Source organism: Halomicroarcula saliterrae (assembly GCF_031624395.1).
Taxonomy (GTDB): domain Archaea; phylum Halobacteriota; class Halobacteria; order Halobacteriales; family Haloarculaceae; genus Haloarcula; species Haloarcula saliterrae.
On record NZ_JAMQON010000001.1, the window covers coordinates 800,246 to 814,624 of the forward strand.

At 66.2% G+C, this 14,379-nt stretch carries 18 protein-coding genes and 2 tRNA genes; 7 read left to right on the plus strand and 13 right to left on the minus strand.

Translation table 11 applies throughout. The features are described 5' to 3' along the window. Positions 1-6 precede the first annotated feature (6 nt). Together NDI56_RS04380 and NDI56_RS04385 are read left to right on the plus strand one after the other, a co-directional pair. Positions 7-1,158: a thiolase family protein gene (locus NDI56_RS04380; RefSeq protein WP_310918212.1), complete on the plus strand. Its 1,152-nt coding sequence runs from the start codon at positions 7-9 to the stop codon at positions 1,156-1,158. Continuing rightward, on the plus strand, positions 1,155-1,538 hold the full coding sequence (locus NDI56_RS04385; RefSeq protein ID WP_310918213.1) for a Zn-ribbon domain-containing OB-fold protein: 384 nt from the start codon (positions 1,155-1,157) through the stop codon (positions 1,536-1,538). Before NDI56_RS04380 ends, NDI56_RS04385 begins: the two co-directional genes overlap by 4 nt. Before the next feature lie 60 nt (positions 1,539-1,598). Here NDI56_RS04385 and NDI56_RS04390 read toward each other — a convergent pair whose 3' ends face one another. The 3 genes from NDI56_RS04390 to NDI56_RS04400 all read right to left on the minus strand — a co-directional run bounded on the left by NDI56_RS04390 (position 1,599) and on the right by NDI56_RS04400 (position 3,235). After that, on the minus strand, positions 1,599-2,045 hold the full coding sequence (locus NDI56_RS04390; RefSeq protein ID WP_310918214.1) for an HTH domain-containing protein: 447 nt from the start codon (positions 2,043-2,045) through the stop codon (positions 1,599-1,601). Between the two features lie 72 nt (positions 2,046-2,117). Continuing rightward, a complete protein-coding gene (locus NDI56_RS04395; protein WP_310918215.1) occupies positions 2,118-2,597 on the minus strand; it encodes an HTH domain-containing protein in 480 nt (159 codons plus the stop codon). A gap of 83 nt (positions 2,598-2,680) precedes the next feature. After that, entirely contained in the window at positions 2,681-3,235 is a 555-nt protein-coding gene (locus NDI56_RS04400; protein ID WP_310918216.1) for a DUF7547 family protein, read from the minus strand. Positions 3,236-3,326: 91 nt separating this feature from the next. On the opposite strand from NDI56_RS04400, the gene NDI56_RS04405 reads away from it, so the two are divergent. Further along, positions 3,327-3,488: a hypothetical protein gene (locus tag NDI56_RS04405; protein WP_310918217.1), complete on the plus strand. Its 162-nt coding sequence runs from the start codon at positions 3,327-3,329 to the stop codon at positions 3,486-3,488. Between the two features lie 24 nt (positions 3,489-3,512). On the opposite strand, the gene dpsA is transcribed toward NDI56_RS04405, so the two are convergent. Both dpsA and NDI56_RS04415 read right to left on the minus strand, forming a co-directional pair. Next, on the minus strand, positions 3,513-4,046 hold the full coding sequence (dpsA, locus tag NDI56_RS04410) for a DNA starvation/stationary phase protection protein DpsA (RefSeq protein ID WP_310918218.1): 534 nt from the start codon (positions 4,044-4,046) through the stop codon (positions 3,513-3,515). Positions 4,047-4,170: 124 nt separating this feature from the next. Next, a complete protein-coding gene (locus NDI56_RS04415) occupies positions 4,171-4,551 on the minus strand; it encodes a DUF8048 family protein (protein WP_310918219.1) in 381 nt (126 codons plus the stop codon). Between the two features lie 150 nt (positions 4,552-4,701). On the opposite strand from NDI56_RS04415, the gene acs reads away from it, so the two are divergent. Together acs and NDI56_RS04425 are read left to right on the plus strand one after the other, a co-directional pair. Next, positions 4,702-6,807 (plus strand): acetate--CoA ligase alpha subunit, encoded by a 2,106-nt coding sequence (acs, locus tag NDI56_RS04420; protein ID WP_310918220.1) that lies wholly within the window; start codon positions 4,702-4,704, stop codon positions 6,805-6,807. Beyond that, on the plus strand, positions 6,804-7,874 hold the full coding sequence (locus NDI56_RS04425; protein WP_310918221.1) for a phosphotransacetylase family protein: 1,071 nt from the start codon (positions 6,804-6,806) through the stop codon (positions 7,872-7,874). Before acs ends, NDI56_RS04425 begins: the two co-directional genes overlap by 4 nt. A gap of 190 nt (positions 7,875-8,064) precedes the next feature. Here NDI56_RS04425 and NDI56_RS04430 read toward each other — a convergent pair whose 3' ends face one another. The 5 genes from NDI56_RS04430 to NDI56_RS04450 all read right to left on the minus strand — a co-directional run bounded on the left by NDI56_RS04430 (position 8,065) and on the right by NDI56_RS04450 (position 11,861). Further along, positions 8,065-8,670, minus strand: coding sequence for a hypothetical protein (locus tag NDI56_RS04430; RefSeq protein ID WP_310918222.1), 606 nt, complete (start codon positions 8,668-8,670; stop codon positions 8,065-8,067). 67 nt (positions 8,671-8,737) lie between these two features. Next, positions 8,738-9,853 (minus strand): biotin synthase BioB, encoded by a 1,116-nt coding sequence (gene bioB / locus NDI56_RS04435; RefSeq protein ID WP_310918223.1) that lies wholly within the window; start codon positions 9,851-9,853, stop codon positions 8,738-8,740. Positions 9,854-9,900: 47 nt separating this feature from the next. Continuing rightward, on the minus strand, positions 9,901-10,722 hold the full coding sequence (locus NDI56_RS04440) for a formate/nitrite transporter family protein (RefSeq protein ID WP_310918224.1): 822 nt from the start codon (positions 10,720-10,722) through the stop codon (positions 9,901-9,903). Positions 10,723-10,804: 82 nt separating this feature from the next. Then, positions 10,805-11,614, minus strand: coding sequence for a 3-methyl-2-oxobutanoate hydroxymethyltransferase (gene panB / locus NDI56_RS04445; protein WP_310918225.1), 810 nt, complete (start codon positions 11,612-11,614; stop codon positions 10,805-10,807). 25 nt (positions 11,615-11,639) lie between these two features. Continuing rightward, on the minus strand, positions 11,640-11,861 hold the full coding sequence (locus NDI56_RS04450; RefSeq protein WP_310918226.1) for a DUF8149 family protein: 222 nt from the start codon (positions 11,859-11,861) through the stop codon (positions 11,640-11,642). A gap of 78 nt (positions 11,862-11,939) precedes the next feature. Between NDI56_RS04450 and NDI56_RS04455 the strand changes: the two genes are divergently transcribed. Continuing rightward, positions 11,940-12,167 carry a DUF5822 domain-containing protein gene (locus NDI56_RS04455; protein WP_310918227.1) on the plus strand — a complete coding sequence of 76 codons (228 nt, stop codon included), beginning with the start codon at positions 11,940-11,942 and terminating at the stop codon, positions 12,165-12,167. Here the strand turns inward: NDI56_RS04455 and NDI56_RS04460 are convergent. Then, the gene (locus NDI56_RS04460; protein ID WP_310918228.1) at positions 12,146-12,688 is read right to left on the minus strand and encodes an HAD family hydrolase; all 543 of its coding nucleotides are present in this window, start codon (positions 12,686-12,688) and stop codon (positions 12,146-12,148) included. The two genes, NDI56_RS04455 and NDI56_RS04460, sit on opposite strands and share 22 nt — an antisense overlap. Before the next feature lie 179 nt (positions 12,689-12,867). Next, complete coding sequence (locus NDI56_RS04465; protein ID WP_310918229.1) at positions 12,868-13,368, minus strand: helix-turn-helix domain-containing protein; 501 nt, start codon at positions 13,366-13,368, stop codon at positions 12,868-12,870. A gap of 132 nt (positions 13,369-13,500) precedes the next feature. Here NDI56_RS04465 and NDI56_RS04470 point away from each other — a divergent pair. Next, positions 13,501-13,585, plus strand: a tRNA-Leu gene (locus NDI56_RS04470). 638 nt (positions 13,586-14,223) lie between these two features. Here the strand turns inward: NDI56_RS04470 and NDI56_RS04475 are convergent. Next, positions 14,224-14,326: transfer RNA gene (locus NDI56_RS04475), tRNA-OTHER, on the minus strand. Positions 14,327-14,379 lie beyond the last annotated feature (53 nt).

Sequence of the window (14,379 nt, forward strand, 5' to 3'; positions counted from 1 at the left end):
CGAGTTATGGGAGTCGCAGTAATCGGCGCGTCGATGACGAAGTTCGGCCAGCGCGACGCCTGGCTCCGGGAGCTCCTCTCACAGGCGGGCGAGGAGTGTCTCGACGACGCCGGCGTGACACCGACGGATGTAGAGCACCTGTACGTCTCGAACATGGCCAGCGGCGAGTTCGAGGGCCAGACGGGCGTGATGAACATGCTGGCCCACGACCTGGGCGTGTTGCCCGCGTACAGCGAGCGGGTCGACCAGACCTCCTCCTCCGGCGGGGCGGGCATCTACGAGGCCTGGCAGTCGGTCGCCTCCGGCGCCAGCGAAATGACGCTGCTCGTCGGCGGGGAGAAGATGACCCACAAGACCACCGGACAGGCGACGGACATCATCGCCTCCATCACCCACCCGGCCGAGTACAAGCACGGTATCACCCTCCCCTCCTTTGCCGGCATGACCGCCCGGCACTATCTGGAGCGGTTCGACGCCCCCCGGGAGTCGCTGGCCCGCGTGGCCGTGAAGAACCACAGGAACGGCGTGGACAATCCCCACGCGCAGTTCCAGAAGGAGATAACGATGGAGGAGGCACTGGAGTCGCCCATCATCGCGGACCCGCTGCGCCTCTATGACTTCTGTCCAATCACGGACGGCAGCGCCGCCATGCTGTTCACGACCGAGGAGCGCGCAGCGGAGATGACGGACGAGTACGCCGTCGTCTCCGGCATCGGCGGGGCGACGGACACCCACGTCGTCCACGAGCGCGACGACCCGACCGTCATGGGCGGCGTCGTCGAGTCCAGCAAGGAGGCTTACGGGATGGCCGGCCTCGGTCCCGACGACCTGGACGTGGCCGAGCTCCACGACATGTTCACCATTCTGGAGTTCCTCCAGCTGGAGGGTATCGGCGTCGCCGACCAGGGGACCGCCTGGGAGCTGGCGGTGGACGGTACCACGGCGAAGGACGGCGACCTGCCCATCAACACCTCGGGCGGGCTCAAGTCCAAGGGCCACCCGCTGGGTGCCAGCGGCGTCGCACAGGGCGTCGAGATTTACGAACAGCTCGTCGGCGAGGCCGGGCCGCGGCAGGTCGAGGCCGACACCGCGCTCGCGTGTAACGTCGGCGGCTTTGGCAACTGTGTCATCACCACCATCATGGAGGCAGCAGAATGACCCTCGAGGCCGGTATCTGTCCGAACGGGCACGTGTCGTACCCCACGCATCCGCGCTGTCCGGAGTGTGGCGAACCGCAGGAGGAGACGATGGACCTCTCCGACGAGCGGGCGGAGGTCGTCACCTGGACCACCTCGACGGCGACGCCGCCCGGCGTTCGCGAGCCAAACACCATGGCCATCGTCGAGTTCGACATCTCGCACCTGGACCTCGAAGACACGTTCGTCCGAGCGCTGGGCCAGGTGACGAGCGACGACGTGGAGACCGGCGACGTCGTCGAGCCGGTGTACGTCGAGGAGCTCCGTGACCCCGACGTAGGGCTCAAGAGCGGGAACCCGGAGAGTCAGGAGTGGGGCGGCTACCGCTGGGACCCCGTCTGAGCCAGCGGTCGGACGACTACCGCTAGGCCCCCGTGTGAGCCAGCGGTTGGACGACTACCGCTAGGCCCCCGTGTGCGCCAGCGGTTCGCCGCTGCGTAGCGCCGATTCGACTCTGTCGAGCCCGTCGGCGACGGTACAGTGGCCACACGGGCCGACGTGCGGGAAGACCCCGCGGAGTTCGTCGTCCTCCCAGTAGGCCACACAGACGACCGGAAGCGTCACGACGGAGTCGCTCCCGAGGAACACGCTGTGTCGGTCGTGACGGTCGAGCGTCGGCGCGAGCGTACAGCCGTTGTCGGCGGCCCACCGTTCCAGCGCTTCGATGTCCGAGCTCTCCTTCGGGTCGACCCCCGTCGACAGGCGCTGCCAGTACGTGACCGCGACCTCGTCGACGAACGCCTGCCGGCGGAGCGAATCGACCCGCCCGAGAACGCTGTTTTGACGCTGTTCGGTCCCTTCAGGGACCGGCGAGCGGAGATACACCGACAACTTCGTGTTGTGACTCATGATACTGTACACCTGATGAGTGTCCTACGACGGTCCCGGAGATAGCCGTATCGGTGTACATGACAGATATCCTCAGTCCGCGGTCGAAAAGGTCATTCCGCCGGCCGGCATCGGTGCCCCGCTCGCATCGAGGTCGTCGAGACAGTCCTCGATGGAGTGTGGCGTGCCGCCGCGGGCGAAGGGGGCGACCTGAACTAGTTCGTCGTCCTCGTAGATGGCCAGACACAGCGCCGGCATGACGAGTTCGGTGCGCTTCCGGCCGGTCTCCCAGCTGTAACAGAGGCGGGTGTCGAAGAAGGGCGCCAGCGAGGCCCCGGCGTCGGTGGCCCAGTCGACGAACTCGTCGTAGCGGCCCCGCTCCGGGCAGTCCTCGTCCCCGACCGGGACGCGCTTTGCCCAGACGGTCGTCCCGAACTCGTCGATGGCACTCACGTCCCGGAGCTGGGACAGTCGGTTCTCGATGGCTGCTCGGCGTTGCTCCGACGGTGTCGGCAGGTCCGACCTGACGAACAGTTCCGCTCGGCGCGTCTGTGGACACTCTGTGGTGGGCATCTGTACCGAGTGAAGTACCTCGGACATAATAAAACATTATGTTTATTAGATTATATTCCTCGCCCGAGCCGTCCGACCGCGGCTCAGTCGCCGGTGTCGTCGGGTCCGTCACTCACGTCGTCGATGTCGTCCTTTATCGACTGGAGCTCCGCGTCGACGTCCACCGGAACCTCCGTCCCCTCCGTTGGGACTGAATTATCCCCGTCGCTGGACAGTTGCTCGGCGAGGTCCGCCCGGAGCTGGCGCGCTTCCGATAGGAGCTCGCGGGCCTCCTCGTCGTCCGGTCGGCCCTCGACGGCCCCCTGAATGTCGGTGAGCGCGTCGTCCAGCCGAGCGAGTGTCGCCCGGCTCAGGTCCGACGCGCGCTCCTGTACTCCCTTCGGGGTCGACGCCGTCGCCGGCCGCCCCTCGGCGAGCCTGAGCGCCCGGCGGAGCAGCTTCAGCGCCTCGATGTTGGTCTTCAACACGAGAATGGCGGCCGGAATCGTCACGTCGCTGGTAAAGCGGAGCAACTCCCCGGGTGTCGGCGGCCGCGGGCGGCCGCTGTCGGTCCGTGGCTCGACCTCCGTCTGCAGGTCCTGTAGCGTCCTGACGAGTTCCCCCAGCAGGGCAGTGACGTCGTCCTCTGCGTCGCTCATACTCCCCCTTGCGCGGTCGGACACAAAAGCCCGCCGCGGGAATTAGGTAGACCAAAACCCTTTTTGCTTTAGGCAGACCTAATCGACAGTAATGGCAACACAGGGCGAGAGAGTTTCGGTCCCTGACGAGGAATCGGAGGAGCGACCGACCGTGACGGCACACGAGAGCCGCACAGACCGGACGGTGTTCACCGAGTCCGGCAACAAAGAAGGGTGGATTGCGACCGACCTCACTATCGAGCGCTGGCGCTGACCGACGCCGCTGCTTTTCTCTTCTCTAGTCCATCACGAGCGTGTCGCCCGCGAGGTAGTGCTCGATGTGGTGGGCGTCCTCTTCGACCTGAACCAGAATCTCCCGGAGTATCTGGGCCGTCGCGTGGTCCCCGAGGTTCTCGGCGAGTTCGATGTGGTCGCGCGTCGATTCGATGATGTCGCCGTACACTCCGAGGTCGTGTTCGAGCGACGTGCGGATGTCGTAGATGTCCTGGCCCTCGTACTCGACCGAGGCGTGTTCTTCCTGTGCGGCCGGGCCGGAGATGGGCGTTCCGCCGAGCGCCTGTGCGCGTTCCGCGAGTTCGTCGGCACCTTCTTCGAGGTGTTCGGCCGCCTCACCGAGGAACAGGTGGAGGTCGCGGAACTCCGCGCCCTCGACGTTCCAGTGGTGCTTTTTCACCTGATGGTAGAGGACGTAGGTGTCCGCCAGGTCCTGGTTCAGGGCGTCGATAACCTGCTCTGCCTTCTCTACGTCGAGCCGGAGGTCGTTCTCTTCGACGGTTCCGAACTCGCGACTGACGTGTTCTTGCGTAGCCATTGTCGTTCTATCGTACTCGCGGAACCCACTTAAAACTTCGCTTGCTGAAAAACTATTTTACGAAAGAAAAAACCAAGTTTCCGATATGGCCATGCATCTGGTCGCCACTGCAAAACTGTCGGGGTCAGTGACGGCCGGCGACGAGGGCGGTGTGGCCCTCGGGTATCGCCGAGACGTCGACGGCATCGGTCCTGATAGTCTGTTCCTGATGGACGGCGGAGACGGCGGCCAGACGGTCCGGCTCGAAATCGAGGTACTCGCCGTACTCCTCCCAGACGGTCGGTGTCACTGCGACGACGAACAGGTCCGGAGTGCGGACCAGAACGGGGTCGTCGTACTGCTTGCGCCACTCGTAGACGAGGTCCTCGACGCCCGGATTCTCCCGCATCGTCCGCTGGTGGTCGGCCACGGCGTTCTGGAGGGCTTCGAAGTCGATATCGTTGGCCGCGGCGACCTGCCTGAAGACGTCGTCGTCGAAGGGAGCGAGCAGCGTGTCGTCTGTCATGGGGCCGCCTTCGACGGCCACCCCCAAAACACCCGCTCTCTGCAGTGCCCCGTTCTATCACGAACGATAGTTATTATGCGGGATTAAGCCTGTCAATCCCCGTGCTTCGGCAGCTATTTCCACGCGGAATCGCAATTTCAAGCGAGAGGAATGGGACGATTATCGACGCTGTTTGGGCCGGAACGGGTCGCCGTGATCGGCGCGTCAGAATCCGAGGGTTCTGTCGGTCGCGCCATCACGGAAAACCTGCTTGCATCGTACGACGGCGAGGTTCTCGCGGTCAATCCGAACGCCGACGAGGTCCTCGGACTCCCGTGTCACGACGATATCGGAGACGTCGACTCCCCCGGGAGCATCGACGTGGCCGTCGTCGTCGTGCCGCCACACATCGCCGTCGATGCCATCCGCCAGTCGGGCGAGGTCGGCATCGGGAACGTCGTCGTCATCACCGCCGGGTTCGGCGAGACCGGTAGCGACGGGGCCGCCCGCGAGCGGGAACTCCGCGAGGTGGCAGAGGAGTACGACCTCAACCTCGTCGGTCCCAACAGCCTCGGCGTCATGTCGACGCCGAAAGGACTCAACGCTACCTTCGGCAACGAGATGGCCACCGAGGGGGACGTCTCCTTCATGAGCCAGTCCGGGGCCTTCGTGACGGCCGTGCTGGACTGGGCCGCCGAACGCGACGTGGGATTCAAGGATATCGTCTCGCTCGGCAACAAGGCCATTCTCGACGAGGGCGACTTCGTCGCCGAGTGGGGGGACGACCCGGACACCGACGTGATTCTGGGCTATCTGGAAGATATCGACGACGGCGAGGAGTTCATCCGCACCGCGCGCGAGGTGACACAGGACACGCCCATCGTCCTCGTCAAGTCCGGCCGGACCGACGCGGGTGCCTCCGCCGCCGCTTCCCACACGGGCGCGATGGCCGGCTCCGAACGCGCCTACGAGGCCGGGCTCGAACAGGCCGGCACCCTCCGCGTCGAATCGGTCCAGGAGCTGTTCGACTACGCCCAGATACTGTCGGGCCAGCCCCTGCCCGACGGCGAGGAGATCGCCATCGTCACGAACGCCGGCGGCCCGGGCGTGATGACGACCGACGCCGTCGGCGACTCCGACCTGTCGCTCGCGGAGTTCACCGACGAGACCTTCGAGGAGCTCCGCGAGACGATGCCCGAAGCGGCGAACATCTACAACCCGGTCGACATCATCGGCGACGCGCCGGCCGAGCGCTTCGAGCAGGCACTGGAGACGGTGCTTTCCGACGAGAACGTCTCGATGGCCGTCGTCGTCGCCTGCCCGACCGCCGTGCTCTCCTTCGAGAAGCTCGCGGAGGTCGTCGTCGAGCAGCAACAGGAAAGCGGTCTGCCGGTCGCGACGACGCTGATGGGCGGGAAGTCCGTCGGCGCCGGCCAGGAGATACTCACCGAGGCCGGTATCCCGCAGTACTTCGACCCCGCCCGCGCCGTCGGGAGCCTAGACGCCCTGACCGAGTATCGGAACATCTCGGAACGCGAGTTCGAGGCGCCCGAGCGCTTCGACGTGGACCGCGACCGCGCCCGGGAGATACTCCAGTCAGCGAGCCGTCGAGAGACGAACCGTCTGGGCGTCGAGGCGATGGACCTGCTCGACGCCTACGGCATCCCGACCCCGCAGGGGGCCGTCGTGGACTCCCCGGGCGAAGCGGCGGCCGTCGCCGAGGAGATCGGCGAGGAAGTCGTGATGAAAATCGTCAGCCCGGATATCCTCCACAAGTCCGACATCGGCGGCGTGGAGGTCGGCGTCCCGCCCGAGGAGGTCCGGGACACCTACGAGGACCTCGTCGTCCGCGCGCGGAACTACCAGTCTGACGCCACTATCCTGGGCGTGCAGGTCCAGGAGATGGTCGACCTCGACTCGGGGACCGAGACCATCCTCGGCATGAACCGGGACCCGCAGTTCGGCCCGCTACTGCTCTTTGGCCTCGGTGGTATTTTCGTGGAGGTGCTCGAAGACACGACCGTCAGGGTCGCACCAGTCAGCGAACCCGAAGCCAGAGAGATGCTCGACGATATCGAATCCGCGCCGCTGCTGCAGGGAGCTCGCGGCCGTGACCCGGTCGACGAGACGGCCCTCGTCGAGACGGTCCAGCGGCTCTCACAGCTCGTCACGGACTTCCCGGCTATCGTCGAACTGGACATCAACCCGCTCGTCGCGACGCCAGACGGCGTGCAGGCGGTCGACCTGCGGCTCACGCTCGACCAGGAGGAACTATGACCGACACGCTACTCGTCACATCAATCGAAGAAGGAATCGGCAAGACAGCTATCACCCTCGCTCTGGGTAAAGCAGCGAAGGAGGCCGGCAAGACGGTCGGCTACATGAAACCGAAGGGGACCCGGCTCCAGAGCGCGGTCGGGAAGACGCGCGACGAGGACCCGATGCTCGCCCGCGAGCTACTCGACCTCGACGCCGAGATGCACGAGATGGAGCCCATCGTCTACTCGCCGACGTTCATCAGCGAGGCCGTCCGGGGCCGCGAGAACCCGGCCGAGCTTCGCGAGCGGGTCGTCGAGAACTTCGAGGCGCTGTCGGCCGACACCGACCTCATGATGGTCGAGGGCAGCGACCGGCTCGACACCGGCGGTATCGTCGACCTCACGGACGCCGACATCGCCGAGGCGCTCGACGCCCGCGTGATGCTCGTCTGTGGCTACGGGACGACCGGCGACGCGGACAAGGTGCTGGCCGCGGCCGACCAGCTCGGCGACCGCCTCGACGGCGTGCTGTTCAACGGCGTCACCGACTCGGCGATGGACGAACTCGTCGACGACGTCATGCCGTTCCTGGAGAGCCACGACGTTCCCGTCTACGGCGCGCTGCCGCGGGTTCAGGACCTCGCCGGTATCACCATCGGGGAGCTCGCCCGGAGCCTCGGTGCGGACGTGCTCACGAACGAGGCGTCGACGGACACCCACATCGAGCGGTTCACCGTCGGCGCGATGGGCGGCAACAAGGCGCTGGACCAGTTCCGCCGGACCCGGGACGCCGTGATGGTCAGCGGCGGCGACCGCTCGGAGGTCCAGACCGCCGCGCTGGAGGCGTCGGGTATCAAGGCGCTCCTGCTCACCGGTGGGTTCCGCCCGGCCAGCGCCGTGCTGGGCCGCGCCGAGGAGGAGAACGTCCCCATCCTGCTCGTCCAGTCGGACACCCGGACCACCATCGACCGCGTCGAGGACGTGCTCCACTCCGGCCGGACCCGCGACCCGGACACCGTCACCCGGATGCAGGGGTTGCTCGCCGACGGCGTCGACGTGGATTCGCTGCTCGGGCTCTCCGAGTAGCCACGGTTTCCGCTGCGGTTCCAAGCTGGGAAAACCAGTCACAGCGCCCTCACATCTAGTTATCTCCAGACGAAACGCACCTCCATCTTTTTAGTGTCTGACGCAGTTTCTCTACACGGAGCCTATCCGGCTCCGTAGTGTCACACGTTCGGGGACTCCCTTTCCCCGACCGACCCTTTGTACGCGTTCGTTACGCTTCGCCGATGTACGAACAGAAGAGCAGCCCGTCCGTCTTCAGTTCGTACTCGACGGTCGTCGTCAGGTCGGTGTAGTCGAACGGCGCCGTGACGAGGTGGTAGCCGTTTGGCGTCTCACGGACGAGTTCCACGGTTGTCTCGGCCGCTAGCCGCTCCCGCAATCGGTCGGCGTCGGCCGCCGACGCGTCGTCGAGGTCGAAGATGAAATAGCTCTCATCGCTACAGCGGTCGGACTGGAGCACCGATTTGAACTCGCTGTCGACCCGCCGGAACTTCGCGGCCACCTCATCGTTACCGTGGAGCCGCATCTCCAGCCAATCGTCCATCCGCCGGCGAAGCTCGAAGGTGGCGCCCAGCGTGTCCCTCGCGTTCACCGAGAGATAGAGCCGGTACCGCTCTTTGAACCGGCTGACCGCGTGGTCCAGTTGATCGACTTTCCGCCGGAGGTCCGCCGGCCCCTCCACGATCTCACGTATCGTCGGCGGGTCCCTGTGGCTCGTCTCCGGGTTCTCTTTGCGCCGCGCGATAGCTACCAGGAGGTAGACGCGGTCGGGGCCGAACGAACAGAACGACCGGAGTTCCTCGACATCGACTGCCATAGTCGATGGTCCGGTATCACGGTCTTAACGCTGTCGTGGGTTCGACAGCGGCTGACGACAGTTCGTCTCAGTCGTCGGACTGGAGCTCGGACTTGCTCTGGGCGCTACCGGCCGCGGTCTCCGGCGCCGCTGCCTCCTCGCCCCGCTCTTTGACCCGCTCGGGGTCGAACTCGTTGGTGTCGGTGTTTGGCTCCAGCCCGGCTTCCTCGACGATTTCGATGTCGTCGGCGGGCGACTGGCCCTCCGTCGTCAGATAGTCGCCAGTGAGGATACCGTCGGCGCCCGCCTCCAGGGCGGCGACCTGTCCGTCCGTGTCGAGGTTGACCTCGCGGCCGCCGGTGAGGCGCACGCGGGCCTCCGGGTGGAGGAGCCGGTAGACCGCGATGGTCTTTACCACCTCCTCGGTCGTGATGTCGGGGAGGCCCCGCTCGGCCAGGGGCGTCCCCTCGACGGGGTTGAGGATGTTCACCGGAAGCGAGGAGACGCCGATGTCCTGTAGCGCCATCGCCGCGTCGACGCGGTCGGTCGGTGACTCGCCCATCCCGAGGATGACGCCGGCACAGAGGTCCATGCCCGCGTCTTTCGCGACTTCCAGCGTCGCCACGCGGTCCTCGAAGCTGTGGCTCTGGACGATTTCCGGGAAGTACCGCGGGGAGGTCTCGATGTTGTGGTTGTAGTGGTTCAACCCCTCGTCGGCCAGAATCGCGGCCTCCTCCTCCGTGAGGATGCCCAGCGAGGCGTCGACCTCTACATCAGTCTCGTCCCGGACCAGCCGGATGGCTTCGAGTACCTCCTCCCACTCCTCGGGGCGTTGCTCCTTCGAGACGCCCTTCTCGGCGAGGACGATACCGAAGCGCTGTGACCCGTCGCGCTCGGCCCGCTTTGCGGCCTCCAGAATCTTCTCCGGACCGAGGAAGCCGTAGTTGTCGATGCCGGTGTCGAAGTGGACCGACTGGGCACAGAACCCACAGTCCTCCGCGCAGTTGCCGGCCTTGGCGTTCACGATGGAACAGGCGTCGACGGTGCCGTCGCCCAGCTGCGAGCGGACGTAGTCCGCGCCCGCGGCCAGGGCGTCGACGGGCTGGGCGATGAGCGCCAGCCCCTCCCGGCGGCCGAGTCGTTCGCCATCCAGTACGCGTGTGACCGCGTCGTCTACCGTTCGGTTGCCCGTCTCGTAAACCACGTTCCCACTGTCTGTTGACGGCCCGATAAAGATTCGGGTGCCGGGACTCACTCCTCCCGGAAATCCCGAGCCGTCGGCCCGCTCCGGACGACGTGCCCGTACTTCAGCAGCGACACGAACACCGTGCCGCCGACGGCGTTGCCCACGGTCGAGAGCCCGAGGAAGCGGCCGAACGCCATCGGACCCAGTTCCGGACTGACGAGCACCCCGGAGGTCACCTCGACCGAGCCGGCGATGCAGTGCGGGAGATGCGCGATGCCGATAGCGGCCGCGATGAGCCAGACGACGAGTAACCGCGCAGTGGTGCTGTCCGCGCCCGCGACGAGCCAGGAGAGCAGCCCCATCAACCAGCCCGCCAGCACGCCGCCGCCGAGCAGGCCGACTGCCGGCTGGTCCGTGTACACCCGCGCCAGTTCGACGAGCACCGACGGTTCGACGATGCCGATGGTCGGCCCGACCGCGACGATGAGCCCACCGAAGAGGACCGCGCCGACGAGGTTGCTCACGTAGACGATTATCCAGAGCCGTGTCAGTCGGCGCACGGTCGCCTGACGGTCGAGCACCGGCAACACCGCGAGCGCCGTGTGCTCGGTGAACAGTTCCGAGCGGCCCAGCACGACGAGGATGAATCCGACCCCGTAGGCGAAAGCGAGCAGCAGCTCCTTCGTCAGTTCACCGGTGCCAGCAACGCCGGCTGTGGTCAGGAGCACCCCCATCAACAGCGGGCCGAAGCCGATATCCAGCCCCGCGGAGAGCCCGGACAGCGAGAGCCCCGTCGTCGGTCGCTGTAGTTCGCTCAGCCCTCGCCGTATCTCGATGTCGAGGATGTCCTCGCCCTCGGCCTGTGCCGACTCCGAAGATTCAGCCACCAGCCCGGCTTGCGCCGCTCGTCGTTTCAGTGTTGGCCTCTTACCCCCGATAACCCGTGGTTACCCACCGTCACGACCCGCTTCAGTAGAGGTCGTCTATGTCCTCGGCCGACTCGGCGTGTTCCCGACTCGGGAACTCGCCTGACTCCACGGCCTCGACGTAGCCGTCGACGGCCGCCCGGATTTCCCCGCGGACGTCCCCGAACTGTTCGGCGAAGGGCGGCGACGATTCGGCCAGCCCGACCACGTCGGTAAAGACGAGTACCTGGCCGTCACAGTCGCCGCCGGCACCGATGCCGATGGTCGGGATGTCGAGCGCCTCGGTCACCTGCGCGGCCAGGTTCGCGGGGACGTGTTCGAGCACGAGCGCGAACGCGCCGGCGTCCTCGTGGGCCCGCGCGAGGTCGAGCAAGGCTTCGGCGTCCTCGCGGTCGGTCGCCTGTTGTGCGTAGCCGGTCTGGTTGACGCTCTGGGGCGTGAGCCCGAGGTGGGCCATCACGGGAATCCCGAGGTCGGCCAGCCGTTCGGTCAGGTCGACGGTGTGGGGTCCGGACTCCAGCTTGACGGCGTTGGCTCCCTCCTCTTTGAGCATCCGACCGCAGTTACGGACGCTCTCGGCCTCGTCGGCGCCGACCGAGAGAAACGGCATGTCGGCGACGACGAGGGCGTCGTCGGTACCCCGAGCCACCGCGCCGACCCGGGCGGCCATCTCGTCGAGGGTCACGGGAAGCGTGTCATCGTGGCCCAGCACGGCGTTGCCCATGCTGTCACCGACGAGTACGACGTCCACCCCCGCCTGTTCGACGAGCGCCGCCGTCACCGCGTCGTAGGCCGTCAGCATCGTGATCTGTTCGTCACCTGCCATCGCCTGCAGGTCCCGGACGGTGGTCATGTCCGTGGCCGGGCGCCCCGGCGTATTACGTGTTCGGGTCGCCGTCGAACAGCCCCATGTCTTGGCCGATGCGGTCCGTCAGCGCGTCCAGCACGTCGGGGTCTACCTCGGCGACCGCTTCCCCGTCGTGTAGCTGTTCGTTGTGTCGGGAGACGGCGGCTTCCACGTCGTCGAACGGGACCTGCGTTCGCGTCTCACACGCCGTACAGACGACCGGTATCTCCGGCCGCTCTTCGTCGGCAGTCATAGCGCTCGATTGACCACGGGCCGTCAAATAACGCCCGGAACCGCAATCGCCTTGCCACACCGCTTGGAACCCACACCCGTGCCAGCAGTCGAGAAGACCGACCCCGACGGCGTGGACTTCGGCTGGGTGATGCAGGTCACCTTCGTCACGACTATCCTCGCGGGGTCGCCTATCGTGGCCGCAGCCTCCATCTGGACGACGCTCCCGACGTGGACTGAGCGCGCGATGTTCGCCGTCCGCGTCGGGGCGGTGGTCTGGATTCTGACCGCCACCGCCGTCTACCTCTACGCCCGGTACCGGCGCTGATCGAACTCGCTCGCCCACGCGAAGTCGGTTCCGGCCCGCCGCGCCGTCTCAGCGTCCCGCTCTGAGTCACCGACGAAGACCGTCGAGTCCGGCTCGGCGTCGAGGTCGTCGACGACCGACAACAGCCCTTCGGGGTCCGGCTTTGCCGACCCGACCGTATCGCGACCGACGACAGCGTGGACCGCGCTCTCTATCTCGTGGACCTCGAGGGCCAGCCGACAGGCCGCTTCCGCGTTCAGCGAGCAGACGCCCACGGGGATATCGTGTGGGAGCCCGTCGGCGAGCGTGAGCCGCCGCGAGCTGTGGGCGCCCGAGCGCTCGTACTCCGTGATGGTCGCCTCGACGATATCGCGGTGCCCGGTCTCGTCGGAGCGCTGCAGCATGCCCCACAGCCCGCCGGTCCCGGTGTCGACGCCGCGCTCTCGGAGGGCCTCCGCGACGGCACTGGTGACCGTCCCCCAGTCGACGTCGAGTTCCACCAGCGTTCCGTCGAGGTCGTAGACGACTGCGTCGTGGCTCACGGACGGCTGTAAGGGGGCGGTCTGCAAATGCGCTTCGCCGAGGGAAGGGCAAGCGGCGTGGACGCTCCGGAAGACAAACAACGGCAACGCCCCACGACGGTCGCTTTCAGCGACTCGCCGGAATCGTCGGCACGCTCCGCTCGCGAGTGAACGCCGTCTGCGTGGTCGGGACGGGACCTTCAGCTCGTGTCCGCGAGTTCGATATCGAGAAACGCCTCGATGGCGGCGATGGTCGAGCCCTTGACGTTCGCCTGTGTCGCCCGGCCCTGCTCTACGGCCAGCACGTCGTCTTCGGGGAGCTCCAGTTCGTCGGCCAGCTCGCCCGTCTGGAGCCCGCGGTCCTGTCGGGCCTCCGTGACGCGCGTGCCGTAGTCGCTGACCAGATAGGGGAGCTGGTCCCCGTCGTAGTCGGCGCCCTCCTCCCAGTGGGAGGTGTCGGTCGACTGCGAGTCCTGTATCTTCGCCGTGTTCTGTGCCGCGCGCCGCTTTCGTTCTTGCTCGTCAGGAGCGTCGGAACTCGTCGCCTGACTGTTCTCCCCGTGTGTCTGTACACAGTCACTACAGAGTTCGAGAGTCGCGCCCGCGACGCTGGCGGTCTGTGTGTCGCCACCGTCGGCACCGCAGAGCTCGCAGCTCCCGCCGGCGCTGTCGCCCCCGCTGCCGGTCGAGTATTTGGCCATGCCCCCGGTAGCGGTTTCGTCATATTTGAAACGTCCGATTCGGTGGGATGCCAGTCCCTCTCGCGGCGCGGCGCAAACGAAAGCCCTTTTATCCGACCGCGGGATACGATTTATTGCAGCAAGACGCAGTGAGCGTGGGTAGCCAAGCCAGGCCAACGGCGCAGCGTTGAGGGCGCTGTCCCGTAGGGGTCCGCCGGTTCGAATCCGGTCCCACGCATTTTTGCCACGAGCTACTCCGCGAGTGGCAAACTCGTCCAGCGGATTCGAACCAAGCAAGTCGCAGCGGCCGAGCGGTACGAGGCGCGACGGGAGGAGCGCCTCGGGAGCGAGGTCGACTGTCTTGCTCCGGTTCGAATCCGGTCCCACGCATTTCTACTGAGCGCGAACGGACGTGAGCGCTCTGTACATCGAACGGAGCGGATTCGAAGCACGGAACGAGCGAGCGTAGCGAGCGACGTTCAGGCGGTTCGAATCCGGTCCCACGCAGTTCTATCGAGCGCGACCGGACGTGAGGTGTCCATCGTGGACCGCCACGCCGACAACCGCAGACTCAGAAACGATAATTGGAGCAAAAACTTTTTAAATTAAGACCACCATCTATCCGACATGGCACCGTTCTGGTGCCACTACCCCCCACCCCCCACCCCCACTTTCAATACTTTACACGTTCCACCAGCGACGCGTCGAGCGGGGTCAACAGAACGGGAGGGGCGCGATTCGGGCGCAGAGAGACGGTCGCTCACTTCGTTCGCGACAGAGTGGAAGGGGCGGGATTCGAACCGGAGCAAGACTCACTCCGTTCGCCTTCCAGGGCTCGAATCCCGCATGTACCATCGGCTCCTCACGTTCGTTCGATGGAAGGGGCGGGATTCGAACCACGCGGAGCCCTGCGAGGGAAACTACCAGGCCGTTTTCTGGCATTTTGGCTGGCAGCGCTCTACCACTGAGCCACCCTTCCGAGCGGGTATCCGTTAGCACGGGTCTGTGAAATATGTGACGGGGTTGCCCACT